Annotated in this window: 20 protein-coding genes and 2 pseudogenes; 12 read left to right on the forward strand and 10 right to left on the reverse strand. The window is 68.5% G+C overall.

Going from position 1 to position 19,788, the window contains the following annotated elements; genetic code table 11:
- Both AC2CHE_RS23900 and AC2CHE_RS23905 read left to right on the forward strand, forming a co-directional pair.
- A partial coding sequence (locus AC2CHE_RS23900; protein WP_484507097.1) for an IS66 family transposase occupies nt 1-631 on the forward strand: 631 nt, incomplete at its 5' end.
- Between the two features lie 647 nt (nt 632-1,278).
- Entirely contained in the window at nt 1,279-1,551 is a 273-nt protein-coding gene (locus tag AC2CHE_RS23905; protein ID WP_484507098.1) for a hypothetical protein, read from the forward strand.
- Nucleotides 1,552-2,001: 450 nt separating this feature from the next.
- Here the strand turns inward: AC2CHE_RS23905 and AC2CHE_RS23910 are convergent, their stop codons facing one another.
- Entirely contained in the window at nt 2,002-2,481 is a 480-nt protein-coding gene (locus AC2CHE_RS23910; protein WP_484507099.1) for a hypothetical protein, read from the reverse strand.
- An 82-nt stretch (nt 2,482-2,563) separates the two neighbouring features.
- Between AC2CHE_RS23910 and AC2CHE_RS23915 the strand changes: the two genes are divergently transcribed.
- Both AC2CHE_RS23915 and AC2CHE_RS23920 read left to right on the forward strand, forming a co-directional pair.
- On the forward strand, nt 2,564-2,692 hold the full coding sequence (locus tag AC2CHE_RS23915) for a hypothetical protein (protein WP_484507100.1): 129 nt from the start codon (nt 2,564-2,566) through the stop codon (nt 2,690-2,692).
- 198 nt (nt 2,693-2,890) lie between these two features.
- Nucleotides 2,891-3,757, forward strand: coding sequence for a class I SAM-dependent DNA methyltransferase (locus tag AC2CHE_RS23920; RefSeq protein ID WP_484507101.1), 867 nt, complete (start codon nt 2,891-2,893; stop codon nt 3,755-3,757).
- A 187-nt stretch (nt 3,758-3,944) separates the two neighbouring features.
- On the opposite strand, the gene AC2CHE_RS23925 is transcribed toward AC2CHE_RS23920, so the two are convergent.
- Nucleotides 3,945-4,757 carry a tyrosine-type recombinase/integrase gene (locus AC2CHE_RS23925; RefSeq protein ID WP_484507102.1) on the reverse strand — a complete coding sequence of 271 codons (813 nt, stop codon included), beginning with the start codon at nt 4,755-4,757 and terminating at the stop codon, nt 3,945-3,947.
- A 187-nt stretch (nt 4,758-4,944) separates the two neighbouring features.
- Nucleotides 4,945-5,661: a hypothetical protein gene (locus AC2CHE_RS23930; RefSeq protein WP_484507103.1), complete on the reverse strand. Its 717-nt coding sequence runs from the start codon at nt 5,659-5,661 to the stop codon at nt 4,945-4,947.
- A 182-nt stretch (nt 5,662-5,843) separates the two neighbouring features.
- Between AC2CHE_RS23930 and AC2CHE_RS23935 the strand changes: the two genes are divergently transcribed.
- Both AC2CHE_RS23935 and AC2CHE_RS23940 read left to right on the forward strand, forming a co-directional pair.
- Nucleotides 5,844-6,101 carry an Imm32 family immunity protein gene (locus AC2CHE_RS23935; RefSeq protein WP_484507114.1) on the forward strand — a complete coding sequence of 86 codons (258 nt, stop codon included), beginning with the start codon at nt 5,844-5,846 and terminating at the stop codon, nt 6,099-6,101.
- A 167-nt stretch (nt 6,102-6,268) separates the two neighbouring features.
- Entirely contained in the window at nt 6,269-6,817 is a 549-nt protein-coding gene (locus AC2CHE_RS23940) for a nitroreductase/quinone reductase family protein (RefSeq protein ID WP_484507104.1), read from the forward strand.
- Between the two features lie 866 nt (nt 6,818-7,683).
- Here the strand turns inward: AC2CHE_RS23940 and AC2CHE_RS23945 are convergent.
- Nucleotides 7,684-8,418: a DUF4304 domain-containing protein gene (locus AC2CHE_RS23945; RefSeq protein WP_484507105.1), complete on the reverse strand. Its 735-nt coding sequence runs from the start codon at nt 8,416-8,418 to the stop codon at nt 7,684-7,686.
- A 344-nt stretch (nt 8,419-8,762) separates the two neighbouring features.
- Here AC2CHE_RS23945 and AC2CHE_RS23950 point away from each other — a divergent pair, with 344 nt between their 5' ends.
- The 3 genes from AC2CHE_RS23950 to AC2CHE_RS23960 all read left to right on the forward strand — a co-directional run bounded on the left by AC2CHE_RS23950 (nt 8,763) and on the right by AC2CHE_RS23960 (nt 12,773).
- The gene (locus tag AC2CHE_RS23950; RefSeq protein WP_484507106.1) at nt 8,763-11,567 is read left to right on the forward strand and encodes a BTAD domain-containing putative transcriptional regulator; all 2,805 of its coding nucleotides are present in this window, start codon (nt 8,763-8,765) and stop codon (nt 11,565-11,567) included.
- Complete coding sequence (locus tag AC2CHE_RS23955) at nt 11,564-12,457, forward strand: DUF2637 domain-containing protein (protein ID WP_484507107.1); 894 nt, start codon at nt 11,564-11,566, stop codon at nt 12,455-12,457. Before AC2CHE_RS23950 ends, AC2CHE_RS23955 begins: the two co-directional genes overlap by 4 nt.
- A gap of 154 nt (nt 12,458-12,611) precedes the next feature.
- Entirely contained in the window at nt 12,612-12,773 is a 162-nt protein-coding gene (locus tag AC2CHE_RS23960; protein WP_166458706.1) for a hypothetical protein, read from the forward strand.
- A gap of 68 nt (nt 12,774-12,841) precedes the next feature.
- On the opposite strand, the gene AC2CHE_RS23965 is transcribed toward AC2CHE_RS23960, so the two are convergent.
- From AC2CHE_RS23965 to AC2CHE_RS23980, 4 genes and pseudogenes are all read right to left on the reverse strand, one after another.
- Complete coding sequence (locus tag AC2CHE_RS23965) at nt 12,842-13,486, reverse strand: hypothetical protein (RefSeq protein ID WP_484507108.1); 645 nt, start codon at nt 13,484-13,486, stop codon at nt 12,842-12,844.
- A gap of 193 nt (nt 13,487-13,679) precedes the next feature.
- Nucleotides 13,680-14,078 carry a hypothetical protein gene (locus AC2CHE_RS23970; protein WP_484507109.1) on the reverse strand — a complete coding sequence of 133 codons (399 nt, stop codon included), beginning with the start codon at nt 14,076-14,078 and terminating at the stop codon, nt 13,680-13,682.
- A gap of 709 nt (nt 14,079-14,787) precedes the next feature.
- Nucleotides 14,788-15,114 (reverse strand): transposase family protein, encoded by a 327-nt coding sequence (locus AC2CHE_RS23975; protein WP_484507115.1) that lies wholly within the window; start codon nt 15,112-15,114, stop codon nt 14,788-14,790.
- A 69-nt stretch (nt 15,115-15,183) separates the two neighbouring features.
- A pseudogene (locus tag AC2CHE_RS23980) lies at nt 15,184-15,462 on the reverse strand (transposase); the annotation flags it as partial.
- Between the two features lie 69 nt (nt 15,463-15,531).
- On the opposite strand from AC2CHE_RS23980, the gene AC2CHE_RS23985 reads away from it, so the two are divergent.
- Nucleotides 15,532-16,008, forward strand: coding sequence for a hypothetical protein (locus AC2CHE_RS23985; protein WP_484507110.1), 477 nt, complete (start codon nt 15,532-15,534; stop codon nt 16,006-16,008).
- Nucleotides 16,009-16,047: 39 nt separating this feature from the next.
- Nucleotides 16,048-17,202: an MFS transporter gene (locus AC2CHE_RS23990; protein ID WP_484507111.1), complete on the forward strand. Its 1,155-nt coding sequence runs from the start codon at nt 16,048-16,050 to the stop codon at nt 17,200-17,202.
- 75 nt (nt 17,203-17,277) lie between these two features.
- Here AC2CHE_RS23990 and AC2CHE_RS23995 read toward each other — a convergent pair whose 3' ends face one another.
- Nucleotides 17,278-17,754, reverse strand: coding sequence for a hypothetical protein (locus AC2CHE_RS23995; RefSeq protein ID WP_484507112.1), 477 nt, complete (start codon nt 17,752-17,754; stop codon nt 17,278-17,280).
- A 109-nt stretch (nt 17,755-17,863) separates the two neighbouring features.
- Here AC2CHE_RS23995 and AC2CHE_RS24000 point away from each other — a divergent pair, with 109 nt between their 5' ends.
- Nucleotides 17,864-19,039: a serine hydrolase domain-containing protein gene (locus AC2CHE_RS24000; protein WP_484507113.1), complete on the forward strand. Its 1,176-nt coding sequence runs from the start codon at nt 17,864-17,866 to the stop codon at nt 19,037-19,039.
- Nucleotides 19,040-19,230: 191 nt separating this feature from the next.
- Here AC2CHE_RS24000 and AC2CHE_RS24005 read toward each other — a convergent pair.
- Nucleotides 19,231-19,677: pseudogene (locus tag AC2CHE_RS24005) on the reverse strand (transposase); the annotation flags it as partial.
- Nucleotides 19,678-19,788: the final 111 nt, after the last annotated feature.

The following is a 19,788-nucleotide window of genomic DNA, read 5'->3' on the forward strand; positions in this document are numbered from 1 at the left end:
CGACATCGACGCCGGTGGGGTGCTGCCCGGGTTCACCGGCGCCCTGGTGCGTGACGGCTACGCCGCCTACCGGCATCTGACCGATGCCGAGCACGCCTGGTGCGGGGCGCACCTGATCCGTGACCTGCGCGGCGTGCACGAGCAGGATCCAGCCGGCCAGAGCTGGGCCGAGGTGATGGCCGGCACCTTGCTGATGGCCAAGCAGATCACCGAGCAGGCCGTCGCCGCCGGCCGGACCGCGCTCTCCATCGACGAGGTCAGCCACATCCGGGCCTGTTACGCCGGGGCCCTCGCCTACGGCCGCGAGCAGAACCCGCCCGACCGCGATGGCAAGCTGTCGCGGGCCGCCACGATGGTCGAACGTTTCGCCACGCACCGCGACATGATCCTGCGGTTCACCGTCGACCTGGCCGTGCCGTTAACGAACAACCAGGCAGAACGCGATCTCCGGCCGGTCAAGCTCCAGCAGAAGATCTCCGCGACCTGGCGCACCCTGCAAGGCCTGGCCGACTTCGCCACCCTGCGTTCCTACCTGTCCACCGCCGCCAAACACGGCCAGGACGCCCTCGACGTGCTCACACAGCTATTCACCACCGGGCCGTGGTTGCCTCAGCCGACTGCCCCAAGCTGAATACGTACGACACCGCGGCCCGCACAACGAGTTGATCGGCCAGTACGACAGGGGAAGCGGAAGCAGGGGAGGTAGTCATACATCACCGTGCGTCACCACCGCCGATGAACACCAGCCCGCCCGGAGCGGCATGTCCGTACACTCAATCTTGGCCAGAATGTGCCAAGCGAATCTGTGTTCGCCGCGACGGAGCCGTGCTGCGACGCGTTCTGGTAGTTGTGGCTTGCTGCGGCCTGAAGTCGATCGTCATCATGCCGTCGTGGGGTCGGACTGGTTCTGGGAACTACACGTGCCGGCGGCGGCAGAGCCAGCTCTTCGCGAGCTGTACGCCCTGGCGGCCTGCCATGGCCTGGGCCCGCACCGCCCCGACGGGCTGATCAACCTGTTCACCAACCCGGACGGCGACGCACGCACGGTAGACGACCCGCAGGCGGCACTGGACGCCATGGCGGCGGGCACAGCGGGTGGCCAACTCTGGACCACTGATGGGGTCGATGTCTTCGTAGCGTGGTGGGCTGGGACTCTCACGTGGGCGCTGGACGCGGCGTTCTGTCACCGTCGCCCAGTCCCAGAGGCCGACACCTTCCGCGACCTGCACGCTCGGCTGACCAGCCTGTGGCTTGATGCCGCCGAGCGACTGCAGGCCGATGTCGGCCGATGTCGGGCGGATTCTCGACGAGTGGTCATCCGAGCAGGTGTGGCACCTTGACATCCACGACGGCTCTCACCCTGCCGGTGGTTGGCCGGCAGAACTCGGCTGGTGGACCTACCTTGGCCCCGATCGCCATCTTCCACCGGCACCGCTGCCCGAGATCACCGCCCAGGCACGACGGCTCCCGAACGGCGCCCTACTCGTCGAACTCCTCGACGACCCGGCAGCCGTCGACCCGCTCCGCTACCAAGACATCCACACCCGATGACTCCAGGCGCCATAAACCCACCGAGCAGACCCTCCTGCGTCACTGCGAGCTCCAGAGCACGAAGCGCGGACGGCGGCATGTCCGTGCACGTCCGGCGCCAGCAACGGCGGCTTTGTCGGCTCCGCCATGTGGAACCGACTGTGCCTATCGGATGCACGTTTGCCTGGACCCACCGGGCTAGCCATCTCAGATGTCACCTATCGGTGCAGCAGACCCATGGTCAGACCGGTGGTCTCGGGTGGTCGAAGCAAACCCGACTGTCTCCTCTCGGGGTACGGCCGGACTGGCCGACTCGTAGCGGCAACGGCCTCGGCGGCTCGCGCCACACGCAGACGCAGCCGGTCATCCAGTGCCGGTGGCGGCGTCTGCGCCGCCCGGCACGTCCTCTCGGCGGTCGGCCTCCACGGTTTTCCGGACGGCGAGCAGCCGGCTGGGCACGACCACCACCGCCTACAACGCGGCCATCCGCACGCCCAGGGCCCGGTGCGGGTGCCGGTGGCCGTGCCGGGCGAGCCGCGCCAGCCAGCGTCGCTCCAGCCGGCGGCCGGCCGCGGCGACGCCGACGGAGACGGCCCCGGCGGTGGCCAGCACGACGGCACCGGCCAGGACAGCCTGCCGCCGCGCTGATGCGTCCCCTCCGGCCGGCTCACCGGCAGAAATCCTGATACCGGCGTCCACGAACGGCAGCCCTGAGCGGGCGCCCGGGATCACCGGCCCGGCGGTGCCCGCGACGTCGGCGCGGATGGCACGGACCCCCGGGATCGCCACGACAACGGTGACCGCCGCCAACGCTCCACGGGCGAGGCGCCGGCGGGCCGGGGGCAATTCGGCGGCGGCGATCCAGGCGCCGACGGACGCGACGTCAAGCCCCGCCTCGGCGAGAGCGCGTCGATAGAGCCGCCAGGCAACGCCGGTCGGGATGCTGGTCATCCCCCCACCGTAGAAGCCAGAATCCACCGCCGCGCACCGACGGCGGCATGAGCGTGCACCTCGCCTGAGGTAGCTTCTGCGGATGCCTCATGATCCGTTGCAGGACATGCCCGCCGAATCTCGCGCGGAGCTGACGGCGGCTGTCTGCGCTGCCATCGACATCGATCCGGCTACTGCGGAGGACATCATCCGCTCGACTGAGCCATTTTGAGACGCGATGGAACGAGCCGGTGGCCTCGTGGACTCATGGGGTGGCGGCGAATTCTGTTACGTCCTGCCGAGGGTCTTGTCGTTCATCCGGCAGACCGCCAATCCGTAGCGATCGGCGATCCCCCCGCCCTGTCACCGGCGCGACCGGACGGCACCTGACTCACGCGATCGTGACGCTGCGCGGCGCACGGTCCGCGGCATGAGCGGACGAAGTTCGAATGGCAGGCCACTGCGTGCTCGGGTGGATGCAGGCGGCACCTTCGTAAACGGGTGGCGTGAGCGGAGCGAGGCGAACAGGCTTGTGCCCATGACGAGCAGTGACCTATGGGACGAGGGCACCGCGGAGCGGTACGACGAGATCTCAGCCGAGATGTTCGCACCCCATGTACTCGACCCCGCCGTGGACTTCCTCGCACGGTTGGCGGGTGCCGGCCCGGCGTTGGAGTTCGCGGTTGGCACCGGTCGGGTGGCGATCCCGCTCGCCGCTCGAGGCATCTCGGTGAGCGGGATCGAGCTGTCGCGGCCGATGGTCGACCAGCTACGGCATAAGGTACGTGCCGAGGAACTGCCGGTCGCCATCGGCGATATGGCCACTACGAGCGTCCCCGGCCAGTTCTCGTTGGTGTACGTCGTCTGGAACAGCATCGGTAACCTGCGCACCCAGGATGAGCAGGTGCAATGCTTCCGCAACGCCGCCCAGCACCTGTCGCCGGGTGGCCGCTTCGTCGTGGAGCTGGAGGTGCCGGGCATCCGGCGATTTCCTCCGGGGCAATCGGCGGTGCCGTTCGAGGTCACCGACCGGCATGTCTGCCTCGACACCTACGATATGGTCACGCAGCAGGGGACCTCTCACCACTACCGCCGGCTCGACGATGGAAGCGCCCGCTACGACTACAGCAACTTCCGCTACATCTGGCCCGCCGAGTGTAACCTCATGGCCCGGCTGGCCGGCTTGATGCTGGAGCAGCGCGTGGCGGGCTGGGACGGGTCACCCTTCACTTCCGACAGCGAGAGCCACGTGTCGGTCTGGCGCAAGCCAATCGAGGGCTCGATGAGGGCTAACTGAGCCCTATCCGCTGGCCCAGAAGGGCAGGGATGCCTGCCGAATCCTGGCCGCGCGGTGAGGAGCTGCCACACCCGGTACAGGTAAGCAGATCGCTCTTGTGGTGAGGATGTAGATCGCGTGACCGCGCGGCCCAGATCCTTCATCCAAAATTAGCTGCGCGCTCATCGGCAAAGCCGTGAGCTGCTGGTCATGTTCCGGAGGCCATGTAGGCGGCGAGGATGTAGTTGGGGTGGCGGTCGAGGTTCTTGCGGGCGCGGTCGTAGCGCATGGTGGTGCGCGGGTCGGCGTGGCGGGCGGCGATCTGCACGTCTCGGAGGCTGACGCCGGCGTCAAGCATGGTCGTGACGAAGGTGTGGCGCAGCATGTGGGGGTGCATTCTCGGCATCCGGATGCCCGCCGTGTGGGCGAGGTGTTTGAGTCGGCGGGTGGCGGCGTGCCGATCCATCCGCCCACCATGGATGTTGCGCAGGATCGGCCCAGCGGTGCGGTCGTCGACGGCCCGGTCGATGGCCCGGGCCACTGCTGGTGGTAGTGGGACGAGGACGACCTTGCCGCCTTTGCCGCGTACGCGCAGCACCCGGTGGCCGTGTTCCTCACCGAGGTCGGCGATGTTCGACCCGCAGGCTTCGAAGATCCGCAGCCCGAGCAGACCCAAGAGCGCGACCAGGGCGAAGTCGTTCGGGTTCGAGGACTTTCGGGCGGTGGTGATCAGCGCTTCGAACGGCAGGTGTCCCAGGCCGAGGGTTGGTGACTCGGCCGGCACCGTGGGCCGGCGGACGTAGTCGGCTGGCGAGTGCTCCAGGATGGCGTCGATGACGCAGACCCGGTAGAACCCGACCACGACCGACAGCCGACGGGACACGGTCGAGGGCTGGTACCGGCGGACGTCTTGCAGCCAGCGCACGTACCGCTCAATGTCGACCCGCGCAGCGGCGAGCGGGTCCAGACCGTGGTTGGTGCACCAGCGCAGGAAAACGCGCAGGTCAGACTCGGTGTGCACGCGAGTCTGGCCACGGTAACGGCCCAGGAAGGCCGACACCGCGGCCCGCACAACGAGTTGATCGGCCAGTACCACAGGGGAAGCGGAAGCAGGAGAGATAGTCATACATCACCGTGCGTCACGACCGGTGATGAACACCAGCCCACCCGGAGCGGCAGATCAGTGCGTCGAATGTTCCGCGCAGGGGCTACCCGTCCGTGGACCCGATCTGTGCCATGTTGGTTCCGTCGTCTTGCTTGGCGAGGAGGTCCTTGTACCGGCCGGGGTCTGCCTCTGCGATGGCCCGGGCTTGAGCTACGAGGTGGTGCAAATTCGCTGGGTAGTAGTGCTCAAGGAGCAGGAATCCGCGGGCCAGCCATTCGCGGGTAGGTACGTGCTCGGAGATTACGAACGCGGACAGGCACGCGGTCCGATACTCGCTGCGTAGGTCGGCGACCTGGTCGTCGGCCGCCTGGCTGTCTGGCGTGGGTCGATGCTCGCGCATGGCTTCGACCGAGTCGTACACCAGACTGACCTGAGACCAGTACCAGGCCCGCACGGCGCAGACCTTCTTGTGCGCCGGCTCGTGCTCGATCACCGAGATCAGGTAACGCTGGACGGTGCGCCGGCCCACCGCTCGCAGGAGCGGATGGATCAGCTGTTTGTTGGATGACACGTCTTCGTCGCAGGCGACCGCTGCGAGCACGCGGTCGGCGTGAGCTGCGGTGATGTCGGGTCGGGACTTCAACACGTCGCCGAGTTGGGTTCGTTTGGTGTTGCGGCGGTGGTAGTCGCGGAAGCGTCGATCGCTGCGGTAGGGCTCGGGCAGGTCCGCGGGCTGCCACCCCGGGCAGAGCTCGGTGAGCAGCTCGTCGAGCCGCCGTTCGAATTCCGTGGCGAGATCACCGTGAGTCCAGTCCTGCACGGTGCAATCATGCCCGGCGAGGTGGCTACGGACCTGCCGCCCGCCACCCCCCACGCCATCCGCTCTACCCGAAAGCGATGTCCGACCACTCCGCCGCCCGTCACGTTGAGTAGCTCACTCGCTGCGGGATGTGCGGATGTCACCTTCTGGTCGACCTGGGTGAGACTGCATTGGTGAAGAAGATGACGCTGTCCGTGCCTGGCTACGACTCTCAACGAGGTGTTGTCGCACCGAGTGAAGGAGGGTCGATCGTCGTCGAAGTCCGCGACGGCACCGTTGAGATCTTCGGCGACGCTGCCGGGCTGCGGGACCTCGCCCGGTGGTTTCTGGCGCTGTCCGATCCGACCGCTCCGCCCGGAGCGCACGTCCATCTCGAACCTGGCACCGCGCCGCTGTCCCTTGAATCCACTTCGCTGCTGCTCGCTCGCGAAAGCCGGTGACCGCCCATGTGCGTCGTCGACGTTCAGCAACGCGCGATCAGCGGCAGTAGCGGACGTTGGCGGCTGCTTGATCGTGGTGTGGTAGGCCGTCTGTCAGCCGCCGTTCGGTGCTACCGGTCTGCCGCTGGTTGCAGTTCGTGCGTGACAGCGGCCGATACGATGCGGGCGTGACCGAGTCGGACCTGAGCCCTGCCAAGAAGCCGTGGTTGCCGCCCCGTTGGTTCATTCGGTTTTTCTGGTCGGCGCATCGTGGCGTCTTCCGGCGTTCCGGCGGCCGTGTCGGACTGTCGCGTCCGCGCGGCAATCGGTATGGAATGCTGCGCCTGACCACCGTCGGGCGTCGCACCGGCCAGCAGCGCAGCGTGATCCTCGGGTACTTCGAGGACGGTGAGAATCTGGTCTCGCTGGCCATGAACGGCTGGGGGGAGCCCGAGCCGGCCTGGTGGCTCAATCTGCAGGCGCACCCGGACGTGACCGTTGACCTGGTCGACGGGCCGCGGCCGGTGCGTGGTCATGCTGCGACAGGCGGCGAACGGTCGCGGCTGTGGGCCCGCTGGCGTGAGATCGACAAGAACCTGGATGGCTATGCCGCGCGGCGGCCCGTCGCAGTGCAGCGCCAACTGCCCGGCGTCCGCGACCCGACGCAGTCGTCCGAAACTGCGGTGGTGGTCCTGGTGCCCCGGCCAGGCACGTCTGAGGCGTCGCGGGGGACCTGATCGACTGGCTTTGCTGGATGGGCTGATCAATCACGTGTTGATGGGCTGCGACTGTCGAGCCGAGGTCGACCGTAGCGCCAGGTAGCGAGCTGGTTGCGGCATTTCCGGGCGTCGCGGGACAGCATGGGTAACACAGAGCGTGACGGCCCTGCAGGCGCGCGATTAGCTCACCGAAGAGTTGCGGACTTCCGCGCAGCGGTCGCAGTTGTCGGCGCCGACTGTCGGCCCCAGTGGCCCGCACGGCGGGCGCAGGATCCGCCGACCGAAGCGGGGGTTACGGTGGATAATTAACAATCCGACGATGAGGCTGCAAATGATCAATGTCCAGGAGTTCGCGCGACGGCTGAGCACTCTCGGAGCTGATGCGTTCACCAGCGACGACGTCGTGGATCTGGCGACCGCGGCCGATGTTCGCATCAGCGCAGACGTCGAGATCGACGCCACCCTGGCGCAGCGCTTGCTCGACCAGATCTCGCCCACCCTGCCGGTCACTGGGGCCCAGATCGCGGCGTCGCAATGGCCGCCACCGAAGTCTTCCCGTCCTGCAGCGCCTTCGGTGTCGTTCTCCAGCCCTGGTGCCGTCGACGGACCGGCTGATCAGCCGACCCGACCCCGCAGTTCTAGGTCTGCGGGTAGCGGTCGGCGACCCGGCTCCCGACGAACTGGCAGGTGAAACTGCAGTTCCAGCTTTTCAGCGACCGCCAGACTGCTCGCCGCAGCCGTCGACTACGACGCGAGCTGCGAACCCAACTCTCGCCACCATCATCGGCTGGACTTCGTCCTCCTGTCCGGCTCCGTACGCCCGGGCAGGCTCGACGCACGGTGATCCCGGTCAAGCATGCGGATCGCGGCAGAAGAGTGCATTCCTAACCTGCTGATCGCGACTGTCCTCTCACCCACTCGTCGAAATGCATCGCGTTTTCCTTCTGCGCGGGCATGCAGTGTTCGAGCGCGTACTGGAGGCTCTCTTTCAACTCGTCGCTCGGCCCGCGGTCCATGAGCAGCAGGGCCTCCGCGCGCGCGAAGAAGACCTCGAAATTCGCCCGCTTCATACGACCCAGGTCACCGCATCGGACCTGATCAAGCATGCCGCCAGCCCGCAGCATCCTGCCGAGGACCGGCCAGCCGGCCGCTTCCAACTGGACAACCATGTCGGTCGCCGCCGAGACGGCGGATTCGGCATCGCCGACCTCCCACCAGCTGTCTGTCCCCTCGCGTGTGCCAGTGGGGTGCAGCCTTTCCCGGTAGAGCCCGAGGTATTCGGTTGCGGACCTTGGCATCCCCTTGCCCAGATGCTCGCGCTGCCAGCGCAGCCAAGGTTCTGGCGCGACCGCGAGATTGATGACGCAACGTAGGCTCTCTGAGGTGCTGAACAGCGAGGACTGAACGTTCACCACCGCCCAATCCCCGGATGGATTCGACTTCCGCCAGGTCGGGGCAGTTCCCCTATACCCGTGGGTACGAGCGTTGGGGCCAAGCGCATCCCGGAGCGCACCCTTCAAAGCCTGTTGCGCAGTCACGGCGACACGATCCCACGCCGAGCGTCGCGTGCGCTCATCGGCAAATCCGCACGCCCGAGTGAACGGCTGACTCGGCAACACCCGTCACGCAACGTCATCGGCTTGGGGCGCCGCCAGGTCAGGCGTTAAGTCGGCGGACGTAGACCGAAGCTGGCGCCGGTGTGCAGCTTTGCAGCCGTGAGGCCGACGAACGCGGGATCACCGAGCAACGCGCGGCCTGTCCCGGCGCACGACCGAGTCTCATGCCGCTACCCATTGCCCGCTGGGCTGCGTGGGCGTGGCATGGCTGGCAACGCTGTGACCTGCGGTTGTGAGGTCGTGTGAGGAAGTGTGAGGTGCTGTCAGGTCCTTCACCCACTGCGGCGGCGCATAACGCTCCTACGGTCTGACTCATCAACCGCTGCGACGCCGGAGGGAGACAGGCCATGGAGAAACGCGCCTCGACAGCAGTCGTACGCGCCGCCACCGCTGTCCTCGCGCTGGCACCCCCAGCGCTGCTCTATCAGACCGGCTGGTTCACCATCGGTGATCTATCTACGGTCCGGCTGCAGGCATGGGTGCATCAGCCGCTGACGACCGGCTTTATCACCCTGCTGGCGTACGCCGGCGCCTGGCTGCTGTGGGTATTCCTTATGACCGCCGTCGCCGGTCACAGCCACCGGTACCTCGCCGCCCGCCTGCGGTGGCACCTCACTTTGCACCTCCCCGGCCCCTTGCAGGCACTCGCGGCGACGCTGCTCGGGACCACTGCCGTCACCACCGCTGCCCTTCCCGCTACCGCGCACGGCCACGCCGCAGCAGATACCGATCCCCCTGCGGTGACACCACCAACATCCGACGACGCCCCGTTCCGTGATACCCCGCCGCACACACCGCCGGCCTGCCCTGCACCCTCCCGGCTAGGACTCGCCGTCACCTCGCCCCCGACAACCCTCGCCGTACCGACTCCAGAAACGCTGGACAGTCAAAGAGATTTCACCCGTCCCACCGCCCCACCCGCCGTCGTCCGGGGCCACACCGACGCCCGCGCCATAGATCGAAAGCCCGCCAGGACCATCGACGTCACCGCCGGAGATACCCTGTGGGACCTCGCCGCCACGCACCTCGATGACGCGACCCGGTGGCGGGAGATCTACACCCTCAACCACGGGCACCCCCAGGCCAACGGCTACGCCCTCACCGACCCCGACGAGATCCATGTCGGCTGGATCCTTGCCCTCCCCGCCCGCCAGGCCACCCCAGCGCCAGACTCCGAGACCTCTGCCACCGCCAACCCCGGCGCCAGCACACCGGAGGCCACCGAGGCTGCCCCACCGACGACGTCGCCCAGCGCCACGCCAGCCCCCAGCAGTTCAGAATCGAGCCCGCTACCGCCGAGCACCACCGCACCGAGCACGCCCGACGACCAACCCGATGAGCAGACACCCGTACCGGACACCGATACGTCCCAGGACGAGCCTGACGACACCGGGATCGCTCTGCCTACGCAGGGCTGGATGAGCCTCGGCCTGGCCGCCGCGATCGCCGCCGTCGCCACACTGCTGCGCCTGCAACGACGCCGCCGTGCCCGGCTCACCGTCGCAGCGTCTCCCAGCGTCGCGCCGCAGCCCTCCCCGATGCCGCGATCCCTGGCCGGAGTCGACATGATCGGCAGTCGCCACCTCGGCAGCGGTAGCGGCGATCACCGGCCCGCCACACCGGCGGTGCCCGCACCGGTCGGTGTCGGCCCCGACGCTACCGAGGTGAGTCTGTTTGACCTGTCCGGCCCCGGTATCGCTCTGCACGGTCTGGGAGCCGTCCCGGCGGCCCGTGCCATCCTCGCCGCCGTCCTGAGCACCAACGCTACCGAGACCGCCGTTCTACGGCCGGTGGTCGTCACGACTACGTGCCTTCTCGCCCGGCTTCTGCCAGAGGACGCTCCGGCGGTCGGGCTGGACCCCGACGGCACCGCCTACGACGGAGAACGACTCGTCGTGCTCGCCGACACCGCCGCCGCCATCACCCACGCCGAAGAGGAGATGATCGGCCGTAGACGGCTGCTGGACAACTTCGACGCCGACACGATCACCGACCTCAACGCCCGCAGCGATCACGCCGAGACCCAACCCCCGTACGTGCTGCTCATCGAGTCCACCAGCCGGCATGCCGCCCGCCTTGAAGCCGTCGCCGCCCACCGCGCCGCCTTGGACCTGCATTCGGTCATCCTCGGCTCGCACGACGGCATTCCCACTATCGAGATCACCGCCGAGGGCACCGTCACCGGCGACGGAGGTCACCCGGCGGCCCGGCTGTCCACTCTCGGCGCGGATGACCTCGCCGCTGTCCTCGCCATGCTCACCGACGCGCTAGCCCGTCCCGAGGCCGGCGCTGATTTCGATGACCCACCCGCCGAGACCTTGCCCGCCGCGGTGACCGTCGAGGCGGTCGAGCCGGTGCCGGCCCAGTCCGAGGACGCGGCGGCCCTGGTCCGGCTTCGGGTGCTCGGCCCGGTCACCGTCATCACCGACGCCGGTCCGATCACCACCGGAATGCGCAGCGGCTCCTACATCGTGCTCACCGTCCTGGCTGCTCACCCCGCCGGTCGCACCCTCGACCAGCTCGCCGCCGCCCTGCACCCCGACATCGACCCGGCCGCTGCCGTGAAACGCGTCCGCACCGACATCACCTCCGCCCGGCGGGTGCTGCGTGCCGCGACCGGCCACGACGAGCCCATGTTCATCGTCTACGACCCCGCCACCGGCCGATACCAACTCGACCCGCAGACCATCACCGTGGACCTCTGGCAGATGCTCACCGCCATCGACCAAGCCACCAGCAGCGACAACGAGGCGACGACGCTCGCTGCGCTACGCCGCGCGACCGACCTGTACGGAGGTGACTTCGCCGAAGGTCACGACCACGCCTGGGCCACCGACTATGCCACCAGCTACCGCCACCAGATCCTCACCGCCTACGCCCGCATCGCCGAGATCCTCGAACCCGACCACCCCGACCAAGCCGTTGCTGCCCTCGAACGCGCCGCCGACCTCGACCCCGTCAACGAAGAGCTACACCAGCGGATCATGCGCATCCACGGCCGACAGCAACGGCCCGACGCCGTACGACGCACCCTGCGCCGATTGGAGGAACGCCTCGCCGACCTCGGCGACACCGAACCCTCACAGGCCACCCGCCGCGTTGCCGAACGCCAACTCCGACCCGTCGCCCCAGCCAGTGGAGGACGGCCATGAACCACCGCCAGCTCCAACGGATGCAATGGGCAGTGCGGGCAACACTGGTCCTCGGCGTGGCCGCCTCGGTCACCGCGAACATCCTGCACGCCCAAGCGAACCCGATCTCCCAGACCATCGCGGCATGGCCGCCCCTGGCCCTCCTGATCACCGTCGAGCTGGTCACCCGCATACCCGTCTACCGCCGAGCGCTCGGCGTCATCCGGATCGTCGCCGCCTCGACCATCGCCGCCATCGCCGCCTGGATCAGCTACCACCACATGGTCGGAGTCGTCGCCCGATACGGCGAAACCGGCACCGTCCCCTACCTCCTACCGCTCTCCGTGGACGGACTGATCATCGTCGCGTCGGTCTCCCTGGTAGAACTGGCCGCCCGCCGCCGGGAAGCCGAGAAGACACCGTCGGCACCTGCCACAGCGGCGACCGCATCCGCCGCCCCAGCGTCAGTGCAGCAGCCGCCGGAGCCAGGTGACGCCGGACCCGCACACCCACGTCCGGCACTTGAAGGCCAGAGCATCGACGCCGACACGCCGCGCCTCGATGTCGTACGCGAGCCCAACCAGCGCCCAGCCCCCGACCGCAGCTCGGGCGACACCAGGCTCAATCACGCTCCCGACAGTGCGTTGCACGGGGATGACCTGCCCGACGTCGGAGATGACGCGGACGAGGACGTGGACCTAGCTGCGGATCTCGTGCCGCTACTGCCCGCCGCCCGCGTCGCCCGAGACGAGCTAATCCGTGAAGGTCTCACCGTCAGCCGTGATGCCCTCGCACGCCGACTACGCAGCAACGGGCACTCGATCCGCAACAGCGCGGTGTCAGAGCTGCTCGCCGCCCTTCGACAGGAGACGCGATCGGTCAACGGTTCCCGCCCCACTGCCCAGCTCTAGCGACCCCGGCCTCGTCGTTTGCCTTCACCACAGAGCCGTGTCCCCGGCCCGGCCCGCGACGGCGGGCGGTCTTGATCGGCGCGTGGAGGTCGGCGTGGATAGGCCGGGGTGCCCGACCGGACACCACGACGAACGCTGTCAGGAGAAACCACGCATGACTGACCAGCCATCCACGCGCCGCACTGTCGAGGTTGACGCTGACGTGTACGACGTGTTGGAGCGCACGGCCGCCAACCGAGACACCGACGTCAACGGTGTGCTGCGCTACTTGATCGAGGTGCCGACGCCCCGGGCTTCTGCCGACGACGAGGACTGAGTGCGCGCAAGACAGGTCGCCCGGTCCGCCACGGCGGGCCGGGCCACACCCTTCAACGCTCGTGCCGTCTACCCGTTCGAAGCGACGGCAGCGGCGAGCAGGCGTTGGGCGGTGCGCTCAGTGATGTCGAGTTGCCCGGCGAGCGTCACACCGAGCCCGCGCCGATCCTGCCCGGCGGCGTCGGCCTCGTACAGCAGCGCAATGGCGGCTTGGAGCCGAGGGTCGTCGGCGTACGGGTGTGGTTTGCGGGCACCGGTCGTGCCGGGGGTGCGGCCGGTGGACTGCCTCCCGGTACGGGCATCCGCGACGGCCCACACCGTGCGCCGATACCACAGGCGACGGACCCGTCCGTCCGACAGTTCCTCGATCCGGTCGGGGTGGTCGAGCAGGGTATCGGGCAGATTGCGGTACGAGCTGTATCCGAGGACCCTCGCCGCCGCGCCCGACCCGAGGAGATCCTCCGGGTCGCCGCGGCGGTCGACCTTTGTCAGCTCGGCGCGTTTCGCCGCCAGGTGCGTCGTGTGGAACGCCTCGATGTCGTCGAGCCAGTACCACTCCTTGCCGTCGTGCGTGCAGCCGTGTGGGAAGCCGAACCGGGCGCGGTTGCGGTGCCAGTGGTTGACGGTGGTGTAGGCCGCACCGGTGTGCGCGGCGACTCCGGCCCGGTCGAGTGCGGTCCGTCCGTCGATGATGCGTCGTGCCACGTCGTTCATCCTCCCTCCGGCTAGCTAGCTGGGTGCGGAGCCCGCGTGACCGAGGTGGGTGTGACTCGGGCCGTAGGATCGGCGGTACGCCTGTCTCGGGTAGAAGCGGCCGTGTGGTCCGCAGGTGACCCAGGGTGGGCGAGGTGGCCGGTCGGGGTCGCAACGCGCCCTCGGGCGTGCCCGCCGGCCACCGCCCACCTCGTTACTCCCGTGGGCGCAGCACCTTCCACGCCACTTGCGCCATGTGGTCGATGCGCAGTGCGGCCAGTTTCGCGCGGGTGGCGGGTTTCAGCGCGTCGTACACGGTCAGGATCGCGGCGGCGGTGGTCGCGTCCACCAGCACCCCGTCGATCTTGCGGCACGCGCCGCCCTTCGCCTCTCGCAGCAACTCGATCACCCGTGGGTCACCCGCTGTGGCGTCGTCGGGGAGCGCGTCGATGTCGGCCAGTCCTTCGCAGTCGGAGCAGGTCACGAGGTGCGGGTCCTCGGTGACGCGGCTCAACGGCACGCCGTCTGTGCCACACACCGGCCCTATCTGGCGGCGGGCCTTCGCGTGAGTGAAGGCGGGCCACCCGGGCCGCCCCGTGGTGTCGGTGGTCATGGCGCCTCTCCCGCCGGGTGGGTCCAGATGCCGAGTGGGTGGCCGGGGGCGATGCGGCCTCGGCCGGGGGCCAGGGTGTGGAACACATCGGAGTACCGTTCGTGGAGTTGGCCCCGGGTTCGCATCAGGTGTTTGCCTCGGGTGAGCTTCGCGGGCAGGGACTCGACCACCCGGCCGATCAGCCCGTACAGGATTGGTGCAACGCACGTATTCGTGACCGGCCGTATTCATCCGCGTCCCGGCCAGCAGCTTCTGCCTGGTGGCTTGAGTGCAGAGCCGGACACGCCACCGAGCACACGGCAGCTAACGACATCTTCGAGTGCGGCTGTGACTCGCGGCCGAGCCTGCTCGGCAACAACCAACTACAGTCGGTCATGTTGGCCGGTCAGGCGGCGTCCGGCGCTGCCGAGTTGAGTGCGGTCAATCATGTCGATGGAGAAAGTGCCGCAGACTCTGCAAGACTCGCCTGCTATGGACGTCCAACATGACGGTTTTCAGGTTGTCCGGTCCTGGGACTGGGATGTTCCCGCCGTCGCCGCTGTGCATTTGGCGACACGACGCCATGCATACGCGGATCTTCTTCCCACCTCCGTCCTGAAGCAGATGAGCGTGGAATCCCTGGTGGAATGAAGTGATCTCAACAAGATTCGGGTAGGTATCGGTATTCGAAGTGGGTGAGGTGGAGCACGGCGCGGACGATGTCGCCGGTTCAGGGGGCTGGCGGTGCTGTGACTAGGGTCCGCCAACGGCCGGTGAGGATCGCGAAGCCGCGTTCTCCGAGGCATCGCATTGATCGTAGGGCGGTGTTGTGGTGCGGTTGTCGACCGCGAGGCGCCGGCCGTCGGCGGGTTGCTTGCACGGGGTGGATAGCCTGGCCAGCGACTTCGTAGCCGGAGTCTGCCAGGGTCCGCAGCCGCAGTTCGGAGGCCGTCCAGTAGAGGGCGCCGGTGACGTCCAGGCGTTGAGCGCAGGTCAGGTCGTGCAGATGTCCGGGCATCGCATCCGAGGTCCAGATCGGGAGCCCGTCCGGGCGCATCACGGCTTGAATGTTCGCGCCGAAGTCGCGGTGTTTCCCGGAGTACCAGGCGTCGATCGTGGCGGTCCGGTCGACGAGCCGGCCGGTGAAGCCCTGGTCGGCGAACACGTGCCAGATCGGGGTGGCCGCGACGGTGGGAAGTAGGGCGCCTCTGGCTCCGTCGCGGTCCTGCCACGAGGCGGCCAGGATCCACACGGTGACCAGCAGGCCGAGGGTGTCGGTCACGATGAACCGCTTACGTCGGTTGATCTTCTTTCCGGCGTCGCAGCCGCGACTGTCGGCGCCGACGGTGTCCGCGCCCTTCACCGTCTGCGAGTCGATGACACCGGCCGACGGGTGCAGGTCCCGGTCGTGCGCCAGTGCCAGGGAGACCAGCGGCGCCAAGCCGGATAGCCTTTGTCAACTTATCGTTGACATATGGATGCGGTACTTGATGAGATCGCGGCGGTGCGGGCGGCGCGGGAGCGGCTCGACGAGCATGAATTGGGACTTGTCGAGCGGGCTCGCCTCGCTGGGGCGACGTGGACGGCGATCGCGGAGGCGCTCGGGGTGGCCAGTCGCCAGGCCGCACAGCAACGCCATCAGCGCCTGCTGGCGGCGCTCCGGTCGCGGCGTCACCACGCCGACCTCGACTATGCCGCTGAGCTCTCGACGTTGCGAGACGCTCTCGCCGACCTAGAACGCTGGATCAGGGTAGACCGGGTCTGGGACCGACGGTTTACCCGAGCCGCGTTGGTGCGGGCCACCGTCGCCGCTGCGGTGGAGGCACCACCAGGTGCGCTGTTCGCGCTAGCCGTGCATGTCGGCGCAGACCTGGCCCATGCCGCGGAACTGCCCGCACCGGCACGGGAGGCGCTCGATCGATGTCAACGGATCATTGACAAGCGCCCGTGAGGTTGACTGCTATAGGCTCAGCATTACAGCATCCCCAACATGGCACAGCGAAACATTGCACTGTTCCTTGCCGTCTCCGTCCTGTCCGGGTTCGGTGGCAACGCCATGGCGCTCGTTACCGGGGTCTGGCTATTCGACCTGACCGGATCGAGCAGCCTCGCCGCGCTCGCGGGCCTGGGCGTCTACACCCCGACGCTGGCCGGGCCGTGGCTGGGACGGCTGCTCGACCGGCTGCCGCGACGGCCGGCGGTAATCGCCGTGAACCTAGCGACGGCCTGTGTGCTGCTCAGTCTGTACGCAGTGCACGGCCCGGACGAGACCTGGTTGATCTTCGCGGTGTCCCTCGCCTACGGCGTCGGCATGGTTCTGCGTGACGCGGGCGAGACTGTGTTGCTGCCGGCGGCCATCGACGTCGACCGGCTCGCCGACGTCAACGGCTGGCGCTCCAGCGCCATGGAAGGAATGAAGCTCGTCGCGCCCCTCGCAGGAGCCGGGCTTTACGCTTTAGGGGGCGGTGCGGCCGTCGCCGCACTCAGTGCCATGACGCTCGTTGCCTCCGCGGTCCTTTACGCCGCCCTGCAGTTGACCCGACGATCGCTGCCGGAGCAGGACCGCCCGGGCATGGTCGGCGGCGTCTTCCGTAAGCGCCGCGTGCTTGCTATCACCGTCACATTGGCGGCGGTCGCGATTGCCACGTCAGGATTCCAGACAGCGGCCACCTATGCCGTCGTCACCGGGATGCTTGGCCTCCCGGCCACGTTCCTCGGGGTCCTCGGCGCCACCCAGGGCGCCGGTTCGATCGCCGGTGGCCTCGTGGCCGGGCGGCTCGTTACCCGCCACGGCCCGGTTGCCGTCGGCACAGCCGGCGCGGCCATCTTCGCGCTCGCGCTGCTCGCCCGGTGCCTGCCGTGGTGGCCGGTGATGCTCGGGTCGGGCATCGCGGTCGGGATCGGGCTGCCGTGGACGCTGACGGCAGCCGTCACGGCCATCCAGACGAGCGCCCCGATGGAGGCACTCGGCCGCGTCGCCGCGACCGCGAATACCGTGATGTTCGGCCCCATTGCACTCGCCATCCCGCTCGGCGCAGCAGCCGTGAACCTCGGCAGCCGCATACCGCTGATCGTCGGGGCCGCGACGTGCCTCGCCACCGCCGTCGCCGCCGCCGTCGCCGCCAGGGGCCGACGCTTTCGATAACGGTCACACCAGGACAACGAAGTGCCTGTGCCGGTGGCGGGCTGACGGGCTAGCTGGGCCGCCCCTGGGGTGCCGTCAGGCGGGTGGCTTGGACGGTGCGACGTTGCGGAACCGCTCGTGCGCCGACTGCCGGCTGATGCCGAGCGCGTTGCCGATCTCGGCCCAGGAGAGCCCGGCCTCCCGGGCCGCCACGACGGCGCGTTCGATCAGCGGCCGTTGCCAACGTTCCACCTCGGCGAGGATGCCGAGCGCCTGCAACGGCCAGGTAGTGGCCAACTCGGCGATGTTGTCCCGGAGGGTGTCGGAGCGGCCCAGCAGCCAACCGGGTGGAGTGGCGGCCAGGATCGGCCCGATGTGTCCGCTCCATTCGGAGGTGGCCATCCAGCGCCCCTCGTCGGCGGCCGGATAGTCGCTGGTGCCCACCCAACCGCAACTGCACCGGGCCCGGTAGCCGACGGTGCCGGCCGGTGCTGCGGCGGCGGTACTCAGCGTCTCGTCCGGTAACCGGAACCCGACGAGGTTCGCGTGCCCCGGAACCATTTCCTCCGCCATTCCATAAGCATAGGCACGTCAGGAGACCCTGACGTCATGTGTCAGAATATCCTGACACCAACGCCCGGGCTCGTCGTCGCCTGGGCCCGACACTCCTAGAGGAGAGCGCATGTCCGTGGTAAGCGGCACCGTGGCGCCCGGTTACGAGCCGGTCCAGGAGGCGTTCCTGGCGAACTTCGAGACGCGGTCCGAGCTCGGCGCGGCCGTCAGCATCTACCGGCACGGCAGGGAGGTAGTTCGGCTCTTTGGCGGGGCCGCTGATCTCACCACCGGCCGCGCCTGGCGGGAGAACACCCTCCAGGTCGTCTACTCCACCACCAAGAGCGTGCCCGCCGCCTGCGCGCACCTGCTGGCCCAGCGCGGGCAACTCGACCTGGACGCACCCGTCGCCGAGTACTGGCCCGAGTTCGCGGCGGCCGGCAAGGACAGCATCCCGGTCCGCTGGCTCCTGTCCCACCAGGCAGGGCTGCCGGTACTCGACCGTCCGGTTCCGCTCGCAGAGGCCTTGGCCTGGGATCCGGTCGTCGCCGCCCTAGCCGCCCAGGCACCCGCCTGGCAGCCGGGCACGGCACACGGCTATCACGCGCTCACCTACGGCTGGCTGGTCGGCGAGGTGGTCCGTCGCACTACCGGCCGCAGCCTCGGCACGTACTTCGCCGACGAGATCGCGAAACCACTCGGTCTGGACTTCTGGATCGGCCTGCCCACCACCGAGGCACACCGGGTCGCCCGGACCGTCGAGCAGCCGGTCGACCCACCCGCCGCCACCGGGGCGATACCGGAAGCGCTGCGGGAGGCGCTCGCCGCGTACACCAATCCAACCTCGTTGGCGGTCCGGTCGACGATGGTGACCGACCCGCCGCTCGACCTCACCGACCCACGTACCTGGTCGGCGGAAATCCCCTCGGTCAACGGCATCTGCACCGCCGCATCACTAGCCCGCTTCTACGCGGGCCTGATCGGCGAGGTCGACGGCATCCGGATCCTCGACGCGACCACCCTCACCACCGCCACCCGCGAACAGGCCAGCGGAACCGACCAGGTGCTCAAGGTGCCGACCCGGCCGGCGCTCGGCTTCGGCCTGCCACTGCCGGAACAGCCCTGGTGGTCGCCTACCGCCTTCGGCTTCCCCGGCCACGGCGGCTCGCTCGGCTACGCCGACCCGGCCAGCGGCATCGCCTTCGGCTACGTGATGAACGGACTCCGCGTCACGATGGGCCCAGACCCCCGCACGACCAGCCTGATCGAGGCAGTCCAGACGGTCGTGTCCCGCCAACCAGCCTGACCCCTACCGGCGGCACCCTGAACGGACCTGGCGTGGCAGACAGCCGCCGGGTCCGTTTGCCTCCACCCACCAACTCAGCCCCAAGGCCCCCGACCACATGTCGCCGATCCAAGCCAATTCAATTCCGCAAAGGCACCCGTCAGGCTGGACGCGTGGGGCTGTCTCGCTAACGGTGTTTCCGGCGATCTTGGTTAGTAGGTTTCAGCGGCGGGGAAGCGGTCGCTGAAGGTGATGGCGAAGGCGTTCAACGCGGGTTTCCAGCGCATCGTCCATCGGGTTCTGCCTGCTCCGGTGGGGTCCAGGGACCGGGTCACCAGGTACAGACACTTCAACGCGGCCAGCTCGTTCGGGAAGTGGCCGCGGGCCTTGACCGCCCGCCGGTAGCGGGCGTTGAGCGATTCGATCGCGTTGGTCGAGCAGATTACTTGCCGGATTTCGACGTCGTAGTCGAGGAACGGGATGAACTCCGCCCAGGCGTTGTCCCACAAGCGGATCACCGCCGGATACCTGTCACCCCACTTCTCGGCCAGCTCGTCGAACGCGGCCCGGGCCGCGGTGGCGTTGACGGCGGTGTAGATCGGTTTGATGTCGTGCTTCAACTCGTCCCAGTACTTGCGGGAGGTGAGCCGGAACGTGTTCAGGGCCCCGGAGTAGTCCGGGAATGTCCGCTTGATCATGGGATGCCGTGGAGGTTGAGGGCGGCTGTGGGCGTGGTGTGAGCGCGGCGGGCGCTGGCGGTGTTGATCCAG

Source organism: Micromonospora sp. ATLC16 (assembly GCF_057196645.1).

Bases quoted from the DNA above. Each gene is read 5' to 3' on its own strand.
- AC2CHE_RS23950 (WP_484507106.1), top strand. From the start codon at position 8,763: ATGGAGAAACGCGCCTCGACAGCAGTCGTACGCGCCGCCACCGCTGTC.
- AC2CHE_RS23915 (WP_484507100.1), top strand. From the start codon at position 2,564: ATGCCTCATGATCCGTTGCAGGACATGCCCGCCGAATCTCGCGCGGAG.
- AC2CHE_RS23965 (WP_484507108.1), bottom strand. From the start codon at position 13,486: ATGAACGACGTGGCACGACGCATCATCGACGGACGGACCGCACTCGAC.
- AC2CHE_RS23970 (WP_484507109.1), bottom strand. From the start codon at position 14,078: ATGACCACCGACACCACGGGGCGGCCCGGGTGGCCCGCCTTCACTCAC.
- AC2CHE_RS23960 (WP_166458706.1), top strand. From the start codon at position 12,612: ATGACTGACCAGCCATCCACGCGCCGCACTGTCGAGGTTGACGCTGAC.
- AC2CHE_RS23955 (WP_484507107.1), top strand. From the start codon at position 11,564: ATGAACCACCGCCAGCTCCAACGGATGCAATGGGCAGTGCGGGCAACA.
- AC2CHE_RS23975 (WP_484507115.1), bottom strand. From the start codon at position 15,114: ATGCGCCCGGACGGGCTCCCGATCTGGACCTCGGATGCGATGCCCGGA.
- AC2CHE_RS23990 (WP_484507111.1), top strand. From the start codon at position 16,048: ATGGCACAGCGAAACATTGCACTGTTCCTTGCCGTCTCCGTCCTGTCC.
- AC2CHE_RS24000 (WP_484507113.1), top strand. From the start codon at position 17,864: ATGTCCGTGGTAAGCGGCACCGTGGCGCCCGGTTACGAGCCGGTCCAG.
- AC2CHE_RS23995 (WP_484507112.1), bottom strand. From the start codon at position 17,754: ATGGCGGAGGAAATGGTTCCGGGGCACGCGAACCTCGTCGGGTTCCGG.
- AC2CHE_RS23935 (WP_484507114.1), top strand. From the start codon at position 5,844: ATGACGCTGTCCGTGCCTGGCTACGACTCTCAACGAGGTGTTGTCGCA.
- AC2CHE_RS23985 (WP_484507110.1), top strand. From the start codon at position 15,532: ATGGATGCGGTACTTGATGAGATCGCGGCGGTGCGGGCGGCGCGGGAG.
- AC2CHE_RS23905 (WP_484507098.1), top strand. From the start codon at position 1,279: ATGTCGGCCGATGTCGGGCGGATTCTCGACGAGTGGTCATCCGAGCAG.
- AC2CHE_RS23910 (WP_484507099.1), bottom strand. From the start codon at position 2,481: ATGACCAGCATCCCGACCGGCGTTGCCTGGCGGCTCTATCGACGCGCT.
- AC2CHE_RS23920 (WP_484507101.1), top strand. From the start codon at position 2,891: ATGAGCGGACGAAGTTCGAATGGCAGGCCACTGCGTGCTCGGGTGGAT.